Here is an 18349-nt window from a genome sequence, read left to right on the forward strand (position 1 = left end):
AGAAGGCCCGGGGCGGGCGGAAATCAGGGGATGACAGGTCCTGGCGTGCCCGGGCAGGTGAGATTCGCGTTGATCGCGCTGCCCAACGCGGCGCACAGCAACGGGCCGCCGAAGAGGAGCTTTTCGAAGGCGGCCAAGGCCGCGCCCGAGGATCCGGTGCCCGAGGACCCGGTTGTGGTCACCCCGCCCGCCGATCCGGTGCTGCCCGATCCGGTCGAGGACTCCAGTCCGGTCGACTCCATCGGTGTTCCGAGATCCGCGGCGGCCGTTCCGGTGGCTCCGGTCAGCAATGTTGCGCCGACGAGGGTCGCGATAACTGTGGCACGCATCACGAACTGTTGTCTTTCTTGTCAACCAGGGCGATGCCTGGCGACACCTCCCCTCGAGCCGCAGTCTACGGAGTGAAACGGAGATCTGTCAGACAATCGGCGAAGTCATTGTTCTCGAACGACGAGGGGGCTGCGGGACAGCGAAACTGCCTGTCGCGCAGGGTGGTCAGCGCTCAGGACGCGCGCTCGGCCTGCAGGATCTCGCCGATATCGAAGAATTCCCATTGGTTGGGCGGCATCATCGCGGTGACGTGGACCTGCCGCTGCTCGAAATCCAGCAGCAGTGCCACATGGATGCCCGGCTTCAGGGTCCAGCAGACCAGGTAGAAGTCCTCGCGCAGCTTGCGCGCACGGTAGGCAATTGCGTCGACCGCGTGCCGGTTGGGGTCGCTGAGCAGGACGAAGCCGAGGTTGTCTGCGGTGAATGTCATGCGGTAGTGGTTGCCGGTCGTGTATCGGTACTCGATCACCGTTCCGGCCAGCTCGGTGGTGGACGGACCGCCGATCAGATCGGGGTGGCCTGCGGTCGCTTGCGCTAGGTCGGTCATTTTCTCTCTCCATCGAAAAGGGCTTCAGGACGCGATGCTGGGAAGGGAGTGGAGCTCGTGGTGCGCGATGGTGACGCAGTGCAGCGCCTGGGCGGGGTTCAGCCGCCCCGACGCCGCTAGGCGCAGACCGCCGGGGATCACGCCCGCGCGGCGACATGCGTCGAAGAAACCGTGTATTTCGAGGGCGATCGCCTCGAAGTCGGTGGTCTCGAGTCCACGGCCGGTGCGGTGAGCGACGGCGGGCATCGGATCGCAGACCCAGGCGACCGGCACTCCGGTGGCCGTGGCGGCCGCCAGCAGCGGCAGCAGCAGCGCGGTGTCGAGGCGGGCGATCAGCGTGAGTCTGCCGGGGATCTTGTCGGGATTGAGCCGCAGGCACAGCGCGGCTATGTCGTCCGGCTCGGCCGTCGGTCCGACGGTGACCGCGATCGGGTTGTCGATCGCGGCCGCGAGCCGCAGCTGAGCCTCGTTGCCGGTGTGGTCGCCGACCCACAGTAGGTGGGCGGAGCCTGCCCACCAGCTGCCGTCGTCATGGCGGCGCGTCAGCGCGTGTGCGTAGGGCAGCAGTGCCTCGTGTGAGGTCCACAGCCGTGGCACCAGGCTGTGCAGCTGGCGGCCGCCGGGCGGTGCGGTGGTGGCGCCCGCGAACATGTCGGCAACGTTGCGCAATAGTTCCGCCGACAACGGATTCGGGCCGGCGTCGGCAGCGTGATCCAACAGCGCGACCGCCGGTGCCGGTGGCGCCACCGGATGGGTCCGAAGGTGATTGAGCGTCGCTGCCGCATGGAGATACGTCGACAGCATCTCCTGAGGATCGGGGTTGGGCGCAGACCATGGCCGTGCGCGCTGATCGGCGATCCGGCTGATCGTCACGATGCGCCGACCCGATCCGAATGCCAGGACCGCGGCGGCGGCCGCCGCCATCGCCTGGCCGGCAATGAGCGTGCCTGCGCGGCCGTTGGCGGGTGTTTCGACAGAGTCGCCCACATGCAATGCGAACGCTTGTCCGGTCGTCACCATGGCGAGTTCGGATGTGAGAGCGTCGCATTCGTCGGCACTGACGAGCGGGGGCAGTTCGCGCAGCTGATCGGCATCGGCACGGGCGGTGTCCAGCCATAGCGGCGCTGTGGTCGGTTCGCCGGTCCAGCGCGACGGCGATACCGGCTCGTCATCCCATGGCAGCTCGGGATATTCGACGAGGAGTTCGGGTGAGATCAGGCCAGGATTGAAGCTCTCCCGGATGTAGCACAGTGGGCCTGCGTCGACCCGCATGATGTAGGACCGCGATGCGCACACCCGCTGATCGGGCCATCGTGCCAAGCCCGCCCGCAGCAACTCGCGGCGTTGGGCGACCTGTCGGGCCTGCAGGCTGTGTCCGATGGCGGTGTCGACACTGTCGAGCTTGTGCTCCGCGCCCACACCTACGGCGCTGACGACGTAATTGACCGATACCGGAATCGAATCCGGGTTGAGCAGGCATGATCGCCGGACCATCACCTCGGTGCCGGACGGTAACTGCAACGGTGCTCGAACGGTGTCGGGCAGCCGTTCGGCGGACATGATGTCCTGGCGCAGCACCCGCACCCGCAGTGTGGTGCCGAGCGCTGCTTCCAGCGCCGGTGTGGTCAGGTTCGTGTTGGTGACGAGCATTCGAGTGGTCGGATCGGCGAACCGTGCTCCGCCCGTCGGTGCCGCCAACTCGGGCTGGCCGAGACGCGGTCGGCACCGCGCCGCGCCGATGGGATTCTTCTCGCGGGGAAACGCGGTCGCGGCTTCCATCTCATGCATTGGACCCAAACCCGTTTATCTTTTTGATGATTCGCCCCTTGCGGCATCATCCTGCACCTATTTCTTTGATCTGTCTACTCGAGATAGCGGCAGAATCGACTTCTAGGTGCGCAAAGAATTGGTCATATCTAATACGTATCGTTAACTTTTGGTTATCAAAGATATCGGTATGCGTACGTACGCGAATCCATGTGTCGGACATCACGATTGAGTGGGTTTATCGTCGTGTTCTGTTGGTTGACAGTGTCGCACTGGAGGGTGATTATCAGATCCCACACGTTCGACGATCGGGTATTCGTCAAACACTTCGCTACGTCTGTTCAAAGGCATAGGTGAAAAGGCATGACCGCGGCCGTAATTGACCCATACCTCGTTGCTATCGCCACTGAGGTTCCCCCTCATCAATATTCGACCGAGGAGTTACTCGCCGCCAGTCGCGGGCATTTGTCCGACAAGCTCGGAGCAATGCTCGGGAGCCTCGGCATCGAGCAGCGGCACTCGGTGCTCGCCAACTATCCGGATGTGCTGTTCGGGGGCGCCGAACCGCAGCTGGACATCGCCGCGGCCGATCTCGCGGTCCGGGCGGCTCGCAAATGCCTTGCCAAAGCTGACGTTTCGCCCGACTCGATCGGCCTCGTGCTCGGCGTGAGCAGTACTCCGGGGCGACTGCTACCGAGCCTGGTTTGCGACATATTCGCGCGGATGCCGGAACTGCCGCGGACCGCACCGAATCTGAGCATCGAATATATGGGCTGTTCGGCGATGGCGAAGGCCGTCGAGACGGCGAGGTGGTTCCTCACGTGCAATCCGGAGAAGCGGGTCCTGGTCTGCTTCATGGAAGCGATCACGCCGTTGTCTCCGGTGCTTCCCGGCTTCTACTCACATTTCTCGGAAGTGGGACCGCAGCAGCGTCAGGGCACCGTGGACGTCATGCACGGGTTTCTGTTCGCGGACGCGGCCGTGGCCATGGTGTTCGGCGCGGAGGGCGACGGGCCATCGTTCGGCCCGGTGGCCAACCTGACCAACGAGCTGGCGTCGGACGCCGAGCTCGGCACCGTTCCGGACGGCGGCTCGGACATCCCGGTGGTGTACGGGCGTCGCATCTACACGCTGAGTCCCGATGTCACACCGCGTGGCGCCCACTACGCCAGTGAGACGGTGCGCATGACACTGGAGGACGACTCCTGCGAGCTGTCGAAGCCCGCCGACGCCTCGGCGCTGCTCTTGCATACCGGCAGCATGCGCATTGTCGACGCACTGTGCGCCGAGTTCGGCGTCGACAAGGACAGCGAGGTTGTCGCCTCGTCGTATCGAGTGCTGCGCGACCACGGCAACACCCTCGGATGTTCGGTTCCACTCATGGTGGCCGAGCCGGTGCACCGCCCGGCCGGACAGGGCCTGCTCGTGGCTTTCGGACTGAGCTTCAGTTGCGGTGCGTTCACGATGACGGTCCCCGAAGGCGGATGGAATCCCCAGTGAACGCAACGGATTTCGATGTCGCCGCTGCCGTCGGGCAGCGCAACCTCGCCGAATTCGTGTGGGGAGCCGGTGACCGGGACGGGGTCGCGCTGATCGAACACTCGACCGGCCGGACCTACCGCCATCGCGAACTCATCTTCGCCGCAAGGCGATTCGCGGCCGCGCTGGTTCAGCGTGGGCTGCACCCCGGTGCCAATGTGGCGGTGATCTGCCCTAACGGCGCCGAGTTCATCGCCGCGTACTACGGCTCGTTGCTCGTCGGCGGTGTGGTTCTTGCGCTGGATCCGTTGGGTGCCACCGACGAATGGGAGGCCGCGCTCACCCGTACGCCGGCCGGCTTCGCCGTCGTGACCGGCGCGGTGTGGCATATGCTCGCGCGAGAGCGCTTGGCGGAGCGTTTCGAGCACGTGGTGGTGATCGACGACGACGGCACGGTCCCGGCGCAGCGGACCGCCGACGCGGTCGGGTGGGACGCGATGCTCGCCGAGGCCACGACGACCGTTCCCGCGGCCGTCGGCGGTGACCATGCGGCGACGCTGATCGCGTCGAGCGGGACCCAGGGCGAGCCCAAGCAGATCGTGCTGACCCACCGCAATATCGCCGCGAATCTCGTGCAGATCGATCTCGCGCACCGGCTGACGGCCCAGGACGTCGTGCTCGGTCTCACTCCGTTCCGGCATGTGTACGGGATGCTCCATCCGCTGAACAGCACGCTGCGGGTCCGGGCGACGGTTGTCACGGTGGCCACTCCGTTCACCGCCGCGGACCTGCTCGACACCATCCAACGTCGGCGCATCACCGTCGCGTACCTGGTGCCGAGCGTGCTCGCCGAACTTGCCAGGTTCCCCGACGTCGAACGCTACGACACCAGCAGCGTGCGGCTGGTCTACTCGGGCGGTGCGCCACTGCCCCTCGAAGTCGCGGCGACTTGCGCACGAATCCTGGGAGCCCCGGTTGTGCAGGGTTACGGCATGACCGAAGCCTGCTGCACCTACGCCCCGCCCGACATCGATCCCGGCCCGGCGGGATCGATCGGTCTGCCGGTGCCGGGAACGCAGACCCGATTCGTCGATCCCGACACCGGCCTCGATGTCGACGAAGCCGACCCCGGCGAGATCTGGATCCGCGGTCCGCAGGTTTCGCCGGGCTTCGTGCAGGGCGACGGCGAGATCGTTCCGGTCACCGACGAGGACGGCTGGCTGCACACCGGCGACATCGGTCGCCGTGATGCCAGGGGATACGTCACGATCACCGGTCGGGCCAAGCAGCTCATCAAGTACAAGGGGCATCAGGTTGCGCCCGCCGAGCTCGAAGCGATCCTGCTCGGTCATCCGAACGTCGCCGACGCGGTGGTGGTAGGAGTGCCGGACGAGATCGCCGGGGAGATCCCGGTGGCCTACGTGGTTTTGAGCGCCGATGTCCCGCTCGATGACGTGTCGGCCTACGTCGCCGAGCGGGTGGCGCCGTACAAGAAGATCCGCCGCATCGAGGCGCTCACCACGATTCCTCGGTCCGCCATGGGCAAGCCGCTGCGCGGCAGCCTCGGGCACTGATCACCGCCGCACCGATCTCATCGGGAGTACCCATGCGTCACACACTTCCGTCGCTGTTCGAAGCCGCCGCCGATGCCGGGGGTGCGCAACCGGCGGTCTTCGTGGACGGCGGCTACCGGTCCTGGGCGCAGTGGCGCGCCGAGGCCCATGCGCTGGCGCGTGGATTGCAGGATCTCGGCATCGGTAAGGGCGACGTGGTCGCCGTGCACCTGCCCAACTGCTGGGAGTTCCTCACCGTTCATGTCGCCGTCGCCGCCGCGGGCGCGACCATGCTTCCGCTGCACATGGGCCTCGGGGGCAACGAACTGCGCGCGCTGCTCGCCAGGACTCGGGCAGCCACCTTGGTCGGCACCGCCGATCGCATGCGCGGACTGCTCGCCGAGTTACGTGCGGGATCCCCGGCGCTGCGGCACGTGCTGGTTGTCGGTGACGCGGACTTCGCACCGAATGATGTTCTGGCACTGGAGGATATGGCGCGGCGGTGGGCGGGGGCGACCCCGCTGCCGGTGCAGGTCGGCCCGGACGACCCCTTCGTGCTGCTCCCGTCGTCCGGTACGACCTCGTTGCGCCAGAAGATTTGTGTGCACACCCATGACGCCCTCATATCGAACGCCGTCGCGGTGGCTGCCGACGGTCGTGCTCGCGGTACCGACACGATCATCAGCGCCAGCCTCTTCACGCATCTGTTCGGGCTGCTCTCGGTGCACGTCAGCCTCGTGACCCGTGGGCGCCAGGCCTTGCTGCGCGGCTGGGACGTGCGGGAATTGCTGCGGCTGGCAGCCGCGAGCGAGGCGGGGGTGCTCTACGCGGTTCCGGCGCAGATCCGAGACATCGTGTCCCGGCTGGGAGCGTCCGGCGACGACGGTGGGATTCGGCTGACGGAGGTGCGGGCCAGTGGCGCGGCCATCCCCGCCACGCTCGTCGAAGACGCCCGGCGGCTGCTCGGTGCACGCGTGATTTCGCACTGGGGCATGTCCGAGGTGGGTGCCGGCCTGTGCACGCGGCCCGATGATCCCCTGCATGCGGCGACCAGCGGGGTCGGCCGGCCGGTATCCGGTGGCCAGGTTCGGGTCGTCGACGAAGACGGAAATCCCTGCGGTACAGGCGAAACCGGAGAGCTTCAATTCCGTGGCCCCTCGATGTTCACCGAATATTTCGAGGAACCGGAACTGACGAGGAACGCGCTGACCGTCGACGGATGGCTGCGCACCGGAGACCGTGCCGTCCTGAACGAGGACGGCACGGTCGCCTTCCGCGGCCGGGACGCCGAAGTGATCAACGTCGGTGGTGTGAAGTTCAGCGCGTCCGAGATCGAGATGCTGCTCGATGACCTGCCGGGGCCGCGGCTGCTCGCTGTGGTCGGGCGCCCGGACGACCGTCTCGGCGAATACCCCTGTCTCGTAGTGACTTTACGCGCGGGCGCGGCGCTGACGTTGCGTGAGGTCACCGCGCATTTGGCGGCCAAAGGTGTTGCGGAGTACAAGATTCCGGCCGAGCTGATCGTGCAGGAGGAGATACCGTGCACGCCGACCGGCAAGATCGCCAGGCGCAGACTCGCCGCAATGCTGGACAGTGATGTTTCACGCGCGCAGTCGGTCTGGGTGCGCCGCATGCTGGCGCTACCGCCGTCCGAACGGCTGCGGCACGCCCTCGACCTGGTTCGTGAACAGGTGCGTCTGGTGCTGGGAGATCCCGGATCGATCGGGCCCGACCAGGTTTTCACCGATTTCGGCATGAAGTCCCTGACCGCGGTGCGATTGCGCGCCGCCTTGTCCGAGGCCACCGGATTCGCCCTGCCCGCGACCACCGCCTACGACCTACCGACCCCGAACCTGCTCGCTCGGCACCTCTGTGAGCTACTGGCCGAAAAGTCGCCGGTCGGCACCCCGGCCACCTCGAACCACGCACGACCGGCCGCCCAGGACCCGGTGGTTGTCGTGGGCATGGGATGCCGGTTGCCCGGCGACACCACGTCTCCCGATGAGTTCTGGGAACTGCTGGTGGCGGGACGGGAGACACTCGGCGAGTTCCCCACCGATCGCGGCTGGGGTTTCGACCCGGACGCCACCTTCACCCGGCGGGGCAGCTTTCTGCGCGACGCTGCCTGGTTCGACCCCGCCTTCTTCGGGATCTCACCGCGCGAAGCCATGACGATGGACCCGCAGCAACGACTCCTGCTGGAAACGACATGGGAGGCACTGGAACACGCCGGGATCGACCCGAACTCGTTGCGGGACACCGAGACCGGTGTCTTCGTCGGTGCCATGGCCTCGGACTACCTGCCACGCACCTATGAGTCGATCACGAATTCCGACGTGGGCGCGATGACCGGCAATGCGGGCGGCGTCGCCTCCGGTCGGATCTCCTATGTGCTCGGGCTACGCGGCCCGGCGCTCACCGTGGACACGGCATGCTCCTCCTCCCTCGTCGCGCTCCATCTCGCGGCCCGATCGCTGCGGGCCGGGGAATGCTCGATGGCGTTGGTCGGCGGTGCGACGGTGATGTCGACGCAGGCCACGTTCGCGGAGTTCGCTCGACAGGGCGCCCTCGCGGCCGACGGGAGATGCAAGTCCTTTGCCGCCGCGGCCGACGGGACGGGCTGGGGTGAAGCGGTCGGCGTCCTCGTCCTCGAACGGCTCTCCGATGCGCGCCGGGCCGGCCATCGCGTGCTCGGCGTCATCCGCGGCAGCGCCGTGAACTCCGATGGCACCTCCAATGGGTTGACCGCACCGAACGGCCATGCGCAGCAACGAGTTATCCGTCGGGCACTGGCCGACGCCGAGCTGGATCCGTCCGATGTAGACGCGGTCGAAGCGCACGGCACCGGCACCACGCTCGGTGACCCGATCGAAGCCCAGGCGATCCTGGCGACCTATGGGCAGGACCGCGAGCGGCCGCTGCTGCTCGGTTCGATGAAATCGAACCTCGGGCACGCACAGGCCGCCGCAGGCATTGTCGGCGTGATCAAGATGATCCTGGCAATGCGCAACGGCCTGGTGCCCGAGACATTGCACGTGGACGAGCCCTCCCCGCACGTGGACTGGGCGGCCGGCGCGGTACGCCTCGTCATCGACGCGGTGCCGTGGCCGGAGACCGGAAGACCGCGCCGCGCGGGCGTTTCCGCATTCGGGATCAGCGGCACGAACGCACACGTCATCCTCGAACAAGCTCCGTTCGAACGGGACGGGCAGGGACGGGACGGCGCCGAAGGGGACGGCCCCGGAGGGGGTGACACCGGACAGCGCGGCACCGAGGGGGACGGGCCCGGAGGGGGTGACACCGGACGGCGCGGCACCGGACGCGGCGACCGTGATCCGAGTGGCGCTGGACAGCGCGACCCGGGCTCGGACAGCACCGGACAGGGTGCCACCCGACGGGACGATCGTGGACATCACAGCACCGAGCGGGGCAGCAGAACGAATGATCGCTTCGCGTGCCCGCCGAAGCCGGTTGTGCCGCTGGTCTTCTCGGCATCGACAACAGCGGCTCTGGCAGCTCTGGCGGGACGGCTCGATGCCCTCCTGAGCGGGGGCGCGGTACCAACGGATGTCGGCTACTCCCTGACCACTACCCGTGCGACGTTCGAGCAGCGGGCGGTCGTGCTCGACGCCGATCGTGACGACCTGGCCGCGCTGATGTCGGGGACTGCCGGCGCTGCGGTCACCGGGCGTGCCGACCTCAATGGGGGAGCGGTGTTCGTTTTCCCAGGGCACGGGGCCCAATGGGCCGGGATGGGGGCCGAACTGCTCGGTTCGGCCCCGGTCTTCGCGGCCGCGATGGCCGAGTGCGAGGACGCGCTGTCGGAGTTCGTCGACTGGTCGTTGACCGAGGTCATCGCCGACGAATCAGCCTTGCGCCGAACCGAAGTCGTGCAACCGGTGCTGTTCGCGGTCACGGTTTCGCTGGCCCGGCTGTGGCAGCACCACGGCGTCGAGCCTGCCGCCGTGATCGGTCATTCTCAGGGCGAGATCGCCGCCGCGCACATCGCGGGCGTCCTGTCCTTGCGTGACGCGATCCGAGCCGTCGTCCGCCGTGGCGAACTGTGCACCGCGTTGAGCGGCATGATGCTGTCGGTCGGATCGGTCGAGGACGTCGAGCCCTATCTTGCCGCTTACCCGGCGGTGAGCATCGCCGCGCGCAACAGTCTCTCCTCGACCGTGCTGGCGGGAGATGCCGAATCTCTCACCGCACTGGCGAAGGATTACCGCGATGCGGGCAAGCCGGCCCACGTTGTGCCGATCGGCTACGCGTCGCACTCGGCGTATGTCGAGCCCATCCGTGACCGGCTGCTGGCAGACCTGGCCGAACTGAGCCCGCAGTCGGCGCACATTCCCTGGTATTCGACGGTTACCGGCCAACCGATGACCGGCCGCGATGCCGACGCAGGCTACTGGTATGACAACCTGCGTCGCCCGGTGCAATTCGCCGCGACCGTGGAATCGCTTGCGGCCGCGGGGTTCAACCATTTCATCGAGGTCGGGCCCCACCCGGTGCTGACCACCGCGATGCAGGAGACGGTCGGGGAGGGCGGCCTGGCAGTCGGTACCTTACGTCGCGGCCATGGCGGCCTGCGCCGCTTCGCCGCTTCGCTCGCCCAGGCGTATGTCCGTGGGCTGCCGGTCGATTGGACGAGATTCTTCGACGGCAGCGATGCCCGACGCATCGATCTGCCCACCTATCCGTTCCAGCGCGGCCACTACTGGGTCGGTCGAACGAGACAGTCGAGCGCGGCCGGGCTCGGCCAACAGGACATCACGCATCCGCTGGTGGCGGCACTCGTCGAGCACCCCGGCCAGCATGGTGTGACCTGCACGGGCCTGATCTCGCTGGTCGAGCAGCCCTGGCTGACCGATCATCGGGTGCACGGCGCGGTTGTGGTGCCGGGAACGGCCTTGGTCGAGCTGGCCGTCCACCTCGGCCAACGGTTCGGCTGCCACCAGGTCGACGAGCTGGTCATGCCTGCCCCGCTGGTGGTGCCGGAGGACGGCAGCGTCCGACTCCAGGTGCGGATGACAGAAGAAGAGGACAAGCGCGTCGTCGTTACGGTGCACTCGAGGATCACCGGACAGGAATCCTGGACCGAGCACCTGACCGGTGCGCTCGTGCCGGAAACGGACACCGCGGTGTCCGGGTTCGGGTCTGCCACCTGGCCGCCGCTGGGAGCGCAGCGCATCGATGTCGACACCGTGTACGAGTCGCTCGTCGAGGCGGGTGTCGCGCACGGCCCGGCATTCCGTGGGCTGGGTGCACTGTGGCGGCGCGGCACCGAACTCTTCGCCGAAGTCGTACTGCCCGATGACCTTTCGGCCGGGTCTTTCCTGTTGCATCCGGCTCTGCTCGACGCGGCGTTGCATCCGATCGCGGTGACGCAGGACCACACCGATACCGCGGTGCAGTGGCCAGGAGCGGGTGTCGCTCGTGGACCGGGCGAGCCGGCTCCTGGCCCACGACCAATGCTGCCGTTCGCCTGGCGGGGTGTGAGCCTCTTCGCGACAGGGGCGACGGCGTTGCGAGTGCGGTTGCGTCCCGCGGTCGATCGACAAGGCGGGATCGCCCTGGATATCGCCGACGACCTCGGCAGACCTGTCGCACGAGTGGAGTCGCTGATCTGCCGCCGCACCGACGGCATGCCACCAGGTAGCGCCATCGCGCCGAACACGCTGTTCCGGATCGGCTGGAAGCACGCGGGCCAACGGTCCGGCGACGACCGTGAGCTGCTCGACGTCAGCGCCGTGCCCGACCTCCGAACCGCGCTGAATCTCGTGCTGACCGCTCTGCAGGGCAAGGCAGTCGAACAAGCCGGATTGCTCGTGCTGACCAGGAATGCCGTGGCCACGGCGGATTTCGAGGACACCGATCCCGTGCAGGCCGCCGTATGGGGCCTGGTTCGCTCCGCCCAGCGGGAGCATCCGGGCCTGTTCGTCCTCGCCGACACCGACAACCCGGCCGCATTCGAGCGGGCAGTGCCTGTGGGGGAAAACGAGTTCGCGGTTCGCGCCGACTCGGTTCTCGTCCCTCGCCTGATCAGGCAGCGAGCAGTCCGAACGCAGAAGGCCGCGAATGCCGGCGGCGCTGCGTTGGTGACCGGTATTGCGTCGGTGACTGATGATGTTGTGCTTGTGACCGACGGCGCCGCGTTTGTCACCGATGACGCTCTGCTCACGACCGATGGCACCGTCCTCGTGACCGGCGGAACCGGTGGCCTCGGGCGGCGGATGGCCAGGCACCTGGCCGAGCGGCACCGCGTGCGGCATCTGCTGTTGATCTCACGAAACGGATCCGATGCCCCCGGTGCGCAGGCGCTGCGTGCCGAACTGGCGGATCTCGGTGCCGACGTGCGCATCGTTGCTTGCGACGTGGGCGACCGTGCCGCCCTCGCGGAAGTAGTGGCAGGCATCGATCCACAACACCCGCTGACCGGTGTCGTACACGCGGCGGGGATCGTCGACGACGGGGTGCTCGGCGCGCTGAACGCGGATCGAATCGAGAAGGTGCTGTGGTCGAAAGCCGATGCGGCGCGGCATCTGCACGAGCTAACCCGGGACTTTCCGGTCCGAGTATTCGTCTTGTTCTCCTCGATTGCCGGTCTGCTCGGCAATCCCGGCCAGGCCAATTATGGTGCCGCGAACGCCTATCTGGACGGATTGGCAGCACATCGCCGGGCGCGGGGTCTCCCCGCGGTTTCGGTGGCCTGGGGTCTGTGGCCGCAGGCCACCGGGATGACGAGCACGCTGACCCCCGCCGATCACGCCAGAATGTCGCGCAACGGCATCCTCGCACTCTCCGACTCGGACGGTCTCGCGCTGTTCGATGCCGCACTCACCGCCGGACCGGCGCTGTTGGCAGCGATGCGCGTCGATCTCGCCGCGATCGGCTCGACACCGACGGCGCCGATCTGGCGCGAGCTCGTCCGTCCCGTGCCGGAGTCTTCCGTCCCGGCGACCCGGTCCGTGGCGACTGCCGCCACACCATCGGACTCGCTTCGCCGCCAACTCACCGGACTCGACACCGCAGACCAGGTTCGGCTCATCGAGGACCTGGTCAGGGAGCGCGTCGCGGCCTTGCTCGGTTACCGAAACGCGGCGGCGGTGGCACTGGATCGCAAGTTCCTGGAGATCGGCTTCGACTCGCTGTCGGCGAAGGAGTTGCACGACGCCGTGAACAAGGCGACCGGCCTCCGCTTACCGCTCATGGCCGTGTTCGATGCCGAGACCTCCGGTGCGCTCGCGATGCGAGTGTGGAATGAGCTGATCGGGTCGCCGCGCACACCGGAGACCGAGCCGGTCGCGACAGTATCGCGATACGAGGAGTCGGTCCGAGCGGTCGTTCAGCACGCAGTCGCCGCAGGCAACCCGGATGCGGCCCTCAGCGTGATGCGCGCGGCCGCGGACCTGCGGACATCCTTCACCGACAGCGCCGATCGTGGCCCGCTACCTGCGGCTACTACCTTGACCGAGGGACCGCATCGCACCCGGCTCATCGCCCTCAGCTCGCCGATGGCCAATGGCGGTGTCCACCAGCATGCTCGGCTCGCCGCGCATTTCCGGGACGCAGTGCGTTTCTCGGCAGTGCCGTTGCCCGGCTTTGCGTCCGGCGAGAAACTGCCTGCTTCCGCTGAAGCCGCTCTCACCGCGGTCATGGACGGTGTGCTCGGTGCCGCAGCGGACGAGCCCTTCGTGCTGCTCGGCTACTCGTCGGGCGGTGCGCTGGCGTATGCCGCCGCGCGTCGTCTGGAACGCAGCCCCGGGGCTCGGCTGGCCGCGCTGGTGATGATCGACACCTTCCCGATCGATGACCCGGCGGTCCCGATCGAGACGATTCTGCGCGAGATGTTCGTGGACGAGACCGGTATCGCCGGACCCACCGGTGACCGGCTCTCGGCCATGGGCCGCTGGCTCGTGGTGATGTCCGGCATGGACTTCGCCCCGGTCGAGGTGCCGGTGTTGTTCGTTCGGGCCACGGAGCCGTTCGCCCCCGGTGTCGGGGACCCGGCCCGCTGGCAGACGCGGCCGTTCCACGACACCCACGATCTCCGGACCGTGCGATCGGATCATTTCGGTCTGGTCGGCCGGGATTCCGAGCACACTGCGCAGGTCGTCCGCGAATGGCTCGACGAGCGTCTGTGACCGACGGCTGAGGTGCCGGATAAGACGGACGTGCTCGATGATTATGTGCCTATCGCCCCGCCGCCTGCGGGGCTGAATACTTGCCATGGTTGCTCGCGAGTCGACAAAAAGGGCCAGGTCAGAAACATTTCCGCTCTGACCTGGCCCGTAGCGGGTCCCCGACGTCCCGGCATACGAACCACGAAATCCTGGTCAGCGGGCGGGAAATCGTGATCCGGACGGTTGGGACTGTTCAGCGCCAATAGCCTGGATCACGCCATCCTGAGGGTCTCGAGTCCGGTTCACCGATTCCGGTGTGCCACAACGTCGGCCAATGCGATCAGATCGCCGGCGCGCCCCCGATCGCGCAGTACGCCGATCGCCTCCGCCATCTTCTGGTCGGCGTACTGCTGCGCCGAGCGCCGTCCATTCGCTGCCTTGACCAACTCCATCGCTCGACCGATATTCGCAGGGCTCATCGGGATTCGGAGTCGCACAGCTGGGCCAACTCCACAGCAGCGTCGGTGCCCGATGCCAATGCGGCCACCACGGGCAGGGAAAAGCGAAGTTGACGACGAGTCGCGTACGGCGCCGTGAGCATGGCTCAGGTGCCGTCCGAAACCACCTGGAAACAAGAGAGATCGCACCGAGGATCGGGAATTGCAGCGGTGGTGTACCTGCCTCGGGAATTATTGGTCCTGGCTATCGCCGACCGTTGTGGTGATCCGACATCGCAGTGCGGATCGCGGCGGCGAAGGCATCCGGGGCCTCGATGTGTACCAGGTGGCCCGCATCGGAAATCACCTCGGTGTGGATCGACGGCACGGCAAGGGTGATCCGCTGATGCACCTCATGAAAGAAGACGTCGCTGTTCGCGCCGATCAGGAAGGTGATGGGAACCTCGATGTCGCTGATCCTGCGGATCGGGAAGTGCTCGAACATCGCACCGAACGGGTGTGGGTCGAGTTCGGCCAAGATGTTGCTCGCGTGGGCACAGATCATGTTCTGTTCGTGCTCGGGCAGCGCCTGGAACGACTCATCTCCAGCGACGAAGCGAAAGAAGATCTCGGCGCTCTTTTCGGGCCTCCCGCGTAGCTGGGCCCATTTGGCCCTTCCGATCATGCGCAGTGAACCGGCCGTCGGATGCCGCAGACCGTGCAGCGGCGGCTCCACCACAATCAGGCGCTGCACCAAATCGGGACGGTCGGCGGTCAGCGCCAGTGCGACATTGGCGCCCGAACTCCAGCCGACAACGGTGGCCGGTCTCGAGGCCACCCGCTCGAGCATGAATATCGCATCGGCCACGTGGCGGCGGTAGTCGCGCACCGGCGAGTGCGTCGACGCGCCGTAGCCGCGGCGATCGTAGGCGATGACGCGGTGCCCGTCCGCCGCCAGGTCATCGACCGTCCGACCCCAGATCGCGGCCGGTGCGCCGGACCCGTGGATCAGCAGCAACGGTTCTCCGGATCCGCGCACGTCGTAGGAAAGGTCCACCCCTTCATGGGCGAGCAGCATATGCGCCGAGTCCTTTCCGGTCATTTGGCTCGAGGTGGCAGTGGTCTGCGCGACCTCGGATGTGGTGGCAGCGTATTCGGGTTTCCGATCTCCCTATTGCCTCGGCTGGGAAGTCGCTTTCGTGGTGACATGTCTGCATCGAGGCATCGCGGGAGGTCTGCTCTTATGTGACCAGACCTGGGAAGAGCTGCCTGCAAGAAATGGATGACACATTGCTCGAGATATTCGGCGACCTCGATGAGGCGCTGTACGCCGACGGTATTTCGCCTGACGTATTTTGCGTACCGGCTGATTACCTCGCGCCGGGTCGAGGTCGAGCAGGCTGCTCACGATGGCTTGGCAGAATATCGGACTAATCGTCGCCGAGAGTTCTTCGACTCAATTCACGCTGGACCCCCAATGAAACGAAGGCACTGATCGAGGAGTTGGCAGTCCGGCTACCGGTCACTGCCTCGAACTGGCTGGCCGGTCTTCCGGACCCCGGGGGACGACACGATCGATGGCGAAGAGTTGTTTGGTCATAGTGTGCGAACCACCCCGGGGGTGGTTCGCACACTATGACATCGGTCCCCGACGTCCCGGCATACGAACCGCGAAATCCTGGTCAGCGGGCGGGAAATCGTGATCCGGACGGTTGGGACTGTTCAGCGCCAATTGTTGCGTCAGATGCTGAAGCCGAGCGCATCCCTTGTTCGCTGTTCGCCGGTCGCAGGTTCGTGACTTCGGCGGGGCACATCGAACATGGGAATGCAGACGACCTGCGGGTTTCGGGTGGGCGGTTGGTGATCGCAGCCGATTACCCGCTGTGAGCGGGCGGTGCCGTTGCTGTGACGGAACGCATCGCAGGTTTCCCTGCGATGCGATGCGATTACGTGGACTCATCTCCGCGCTCAGGAACACGACGTCGAACTCGGCGGCCTGGAATACCTGCCCAGGCGGTCCCTCCCGCTATCGGCGCAGACCAGGCGCGAATCATGATGCAGCAGAACAGATCTCCCGTTTGCGCCTGGCCACTGTACGCCCGCTCCGGGACCCCGATGGGTACGTCATCACGATCCACGCCTGGCGACTCGGAAGGCCTGCGGGCCTTTCGCTCGTTGCTGATCGTCGGCCGCCTCATCGGCGCGGCGGCCACGGCGCCGATCGGAGTAGTCACCGGCGCGATCTGTGGAACCGATTCGCATCCGCCATCCGAGTGGGTGTCGGCCCGGACGTGATTTGAGATCGTGTTGGGGTGTTGGCGCGATGTTCCGTTGGCCGCGTGCACTGGGCGGGAGCTGAACACTCGCACTACTGGAACGGATTCGACACCTACCGCCACCCCCACCTCGTCGGCGGCAGTCACGGGTGTAGCAGTGAGCGGCTCTACGGTGAGCGGCTCGTGAGGGGCTGTTGGAATGTCATTGGCTGGTCGGCGTCGAGGCGGTAAATGTGAGCGGTTTTCATCCGCGTAATGCGTGCCGTCGCGCAAAGTGGGCCCACCACGACAAGATCAACACCGTCTCCCGCTCTCGCGACAACCTGGCGGGCAGTATTCGCGGTCAAACCGCCCTCATCGACCGAGGTTGATGCTGCGAGCCCGGGTCTCTTCAGGGCCATGGTGTGCCAGCAGGCTGCGGGGTGATGCCCACGAGCACGGTGTAGGCCACCACGTTGGACAGATAGCTTCTTATGGTGTGGTCGAATTCGCCACCACACGTCACCAGTTGCAGCGCGCTGTATCCGCGCGAGTCGTAGACCTCATGAGTTGGGAACTCTGACTTCAGATAGGTGGCTACTTCCTGAACGAGGAAGTGAGCAACCGATCGGTCCGCTCTTGTCACGTCGACCTGGTCCCCGGGGCGCAGTGACGATAGTCGGTAGAAGACCGCAGGTCCGGTGTAGGAGTCTACGTGTCCCAGGATGACCGCGGAGCCCATGTCTCCGGGTGGGGGGCCGTTTCGGTACCAGCCCGCCACCTGAAAGTCCGTCGGAAGTTCTACGGTGCGATCAGGATTCAGGCCGAGCTCGGAGAGTGGTCCATCCACCGCGATAGCTGGGATGTGTAGTTCCACAGGGAGCGATTCTGGAAGCGCGGCCGGGGCCACGCTATCGAACGCGGTCACGGCGGCATCGGTGGCCGGGACCAGGTTCCCACCCGGGCACAGTCGAGCGATCGGGCTCAGTGCCGCAAGAAATAGCAGAATGCTCGCCGCTAATCGTAGGTGCTTCGACGACACCGGTGAACTGCTGCGTTCTGTACTGCGCGGAGTGCGCGCTCGTGCTGTTCCGCCCGCGGTGTGGTCGCTCCCTGACGTCGGCGAGTGGTCCGCTCGAGCGGGAGGCTGAGTCCGGGTACCGCCGGCACACCCAAGGTCATCAACTGGGTGCGGACTATCGGCGGTGCCGCCCTCGCCGGTACCTGGCGGACCCTTTGGCGGAACTCCGGGGCCAGGCGTCACAGGCGGTGCTGTCTCGGGCGTATCGGCGCCGCCCTGACCACCACCGGGTCCACCTGAACCGCCGGGGTCTTGCGGTGGTGATTCCGGAATCGGTGGGCCGGGACCGCCGGGCACCCCTGGAATGACCGGCACAGCACAAAATGACGACCTCATAGGAACTCCTCGACACATAGAATTCGTCCACAAGGCTCACATGCAATCGTGAATGCGAGCGGATCGGTCTATTGCCTCGGTAGCCAACGAAGTGCTTATTGAACTCAACACGTGTTACTGCGATATTACGCTTCAAGACTATGTCTCCTAATTAAACTTTGAGTTTGAGTGTTGTACCGAAACTAAATGTAATGAATCTATTAGGCTGCCGTAGCAGCCATGGGTGGGGGATCGGGGGAAAGTGGCTAGGCCCCGCTCTGTCAGGCTCGCATTAGACCAGGCGACCGGTCGGTTTTAGAGAGCCGAGTAGGGCCGAGATCAGGGACTTCTGGTGGTGACGTCGGGTGCGGCCGATCCGCCCACCGGGAATTGGTGACGTCAAACATCCCGTGAAGCCAAAACGTCAATCATCACCTGAAGCTCGACAATTTTTCGTTG

9 protein-coding genes are annotated in these 18349 nt (G+C 66.2%); 3 read left to right on the plus strand and 6 right to left on the minus strand.

Features of this window, described 5'->3' with window-relative positions; genetic code table 11:
• Positions 1–23: 23 nt before the first annotated feature.
• The 3 genes from OHA42_RS12370 to OHA42_RS12380 form a co-directional block, all read right to left on the minus strand.
• A complete protein-coding gene (locus OHA42_RS12370) occupies positions 24–329 on the minus strand; it encodes a hypothetical protein (protein WP_406236891.1) in 306 nt (101 codons plus the stop codon).
• 173 nt (positions 330–502) lie between these two features.
• Positions 503–877, minus strand: a complete 375-nt coding sequence (locus OHA42_RS12375) for a MoaF-related domain-containing protein (RefSeq protein ID WP_406236893.1) — start codon at positions 875–877, stop codon at positions 503–505.
• 24 nt (positions 878–901) lie between these two features.
• Complete coding sequence (locus OHA42_RS12380) at positions 902–2656, minus strand: 3-deoxy-7-phosphoheptulonate synthase (protein ID WP_406236895.1); 1755 nt, start codon at positions 2654–2656, stop codon at positions 902–904.
• Positions 2657–3007: 351 nt separating this feature from the next.
• Between OHA42_RS12380 and OHA42_RS12385 the strand changes: the two genes are divergently transcribed.
• Genes OHA42_RS12385 through OHA42_RS12395 form a run of 3 tightly spaced genes read left to right on the plus strand, consistent with a single transcriptional unit; the run spans position 3008 to position 13823 of the window.
• Complete coding sequence (locus OHA42_RS12385; protein ID WP_406236897.1) at positions 3008–4144, plus strand: 3-oxoacyl-[acyl-carrier-protein] synthase III C-terminal domain-containing protein; 1137 nt, start codon at positions 3008–3010, stop codon at positions 4142–4144.
• Entirely contained in the window at positions 4141–5697 is a 1557-nt protein-coding gene (locus OHA42_RS12390; RefSeq protein WP_406236899.1) for an AMP-binding protein, read from the plus strand. Before OHA42_RS12385 ends, OHA42_RS12390 begins: the two co-directional genes overlap by 4 nt.
• A gap of 32 nt (positions 5698–5729) precedes the next feature.
• Positions 5730–13823 carry an SDR family NAD(P)-dependent oxidoreductase gene (locus tag OHA42_RS12395; RefSeq protein WP_406236901.1) on the plus strand — a complete coding sequence of 2698 codons (8094 nt, stop codon included), beginning with the start codon at positions 5730–5732 and terminating at the stop codon, positions 13821–13823.
• A gap of 281 nt (positions 13824–14104) precedes the next feature.
• Here the strand turns inward: OHA42_RS12395 and OHA42_RS12400 are convergent, their stop codons facing one another.
• The 3 genes from OHA42_RS12400 to OHA42_RS12410 form a co-directional block, all read right to left on the minus strand.
• Entirely contained in the window at positions 14105–14254 is a 150-nt protein-coding gene (locus tag OHA42_RS12400; protein ID WP_406236903.1) for a hypothetical protein, read from the minus strand.
• Positions 14255–14504: 250 nt separating this feature from the next.
• On the minus strand, positions 14505–15341 hold the full coding sequence (locus tag OHA42_RS12405; protein WP_406236905.1) for an alpha/beta fold hydrolase: 837 nt from the start codon (positions 15339–15341) through the stop codon (positions 14505–14507).
• Between the two features lie 1565 nt (positions 15342–16906).
• Positions 16907–17422 (minus strand): class F sortase, encoded by a 516-nt coding sequence (locus OHA42_RS12410; RefSeq protein WP_406236907.1) that lies wholly within the window; start codon positions 17420–17422, stop codon positions 16907–16909.
• Between the last annotated feature and the right edge of the window lie 927 nt (positions 17423–18349).

This window comes from Nocardia sp. NBC_01009 (assembly GCF_045208035.1).
Lineage (GTDB): Bacteria > Actinomycetota > Actinomycetes > Mycobacteriales > Mycobacteriaceae > Nocardia.

Coding starts and splice junctions, on each gene's coding strand:
- OHA42_RS12370 (WP_406236891.1), bottom strand. CDS start 329: ATGCGTGCCACAGTTATCGCGACCCTCGTCGGCGCAACATTGCTGACC.
- OHA42_RS12375 (WP_406236893.1), bottom strand. CDS start 877: ATGACCGACCTAGCGCAAGCGACCGCAGGCCACCCCGATCTGATCGGC.
- OHA42_RS12380 (WP_406236895.1), bottom strand. CDS start 2,656: ATGGAAGCCGCGACCGCGTTTCCCCGCGAGAAGAATCCCATCGGCGCG.
- OHA42_RS12385 (WP_406236897.1), top strand. CDS start 3,008: ATGACCGCGGCCGTAATTGACCCATACCTCGTTGCTATCGCCACTGAG.
- OHA42_RS12395 (WP_406236901.1), top strand. CDS start 5,730: ATGCGTCACACACTTCCGTCGCTGTTCGAAGCCGCCGCCGATGCCGGG.
- OHA42_RS12400 (WP_406236903.1), bottom strand. CDS start 14,254: ATGGAGTTGGTCAAGGCAGCGAATGGACGGCGCTCGGCGCAGCAGTAC.
- OHA42_RS12405 (WP_406236905.1), bottom strand. CDS start 15,341: ATGACCGGAAAGGACTCGGCGCATATGCTGCTCGCCCATGAAGGGGTG.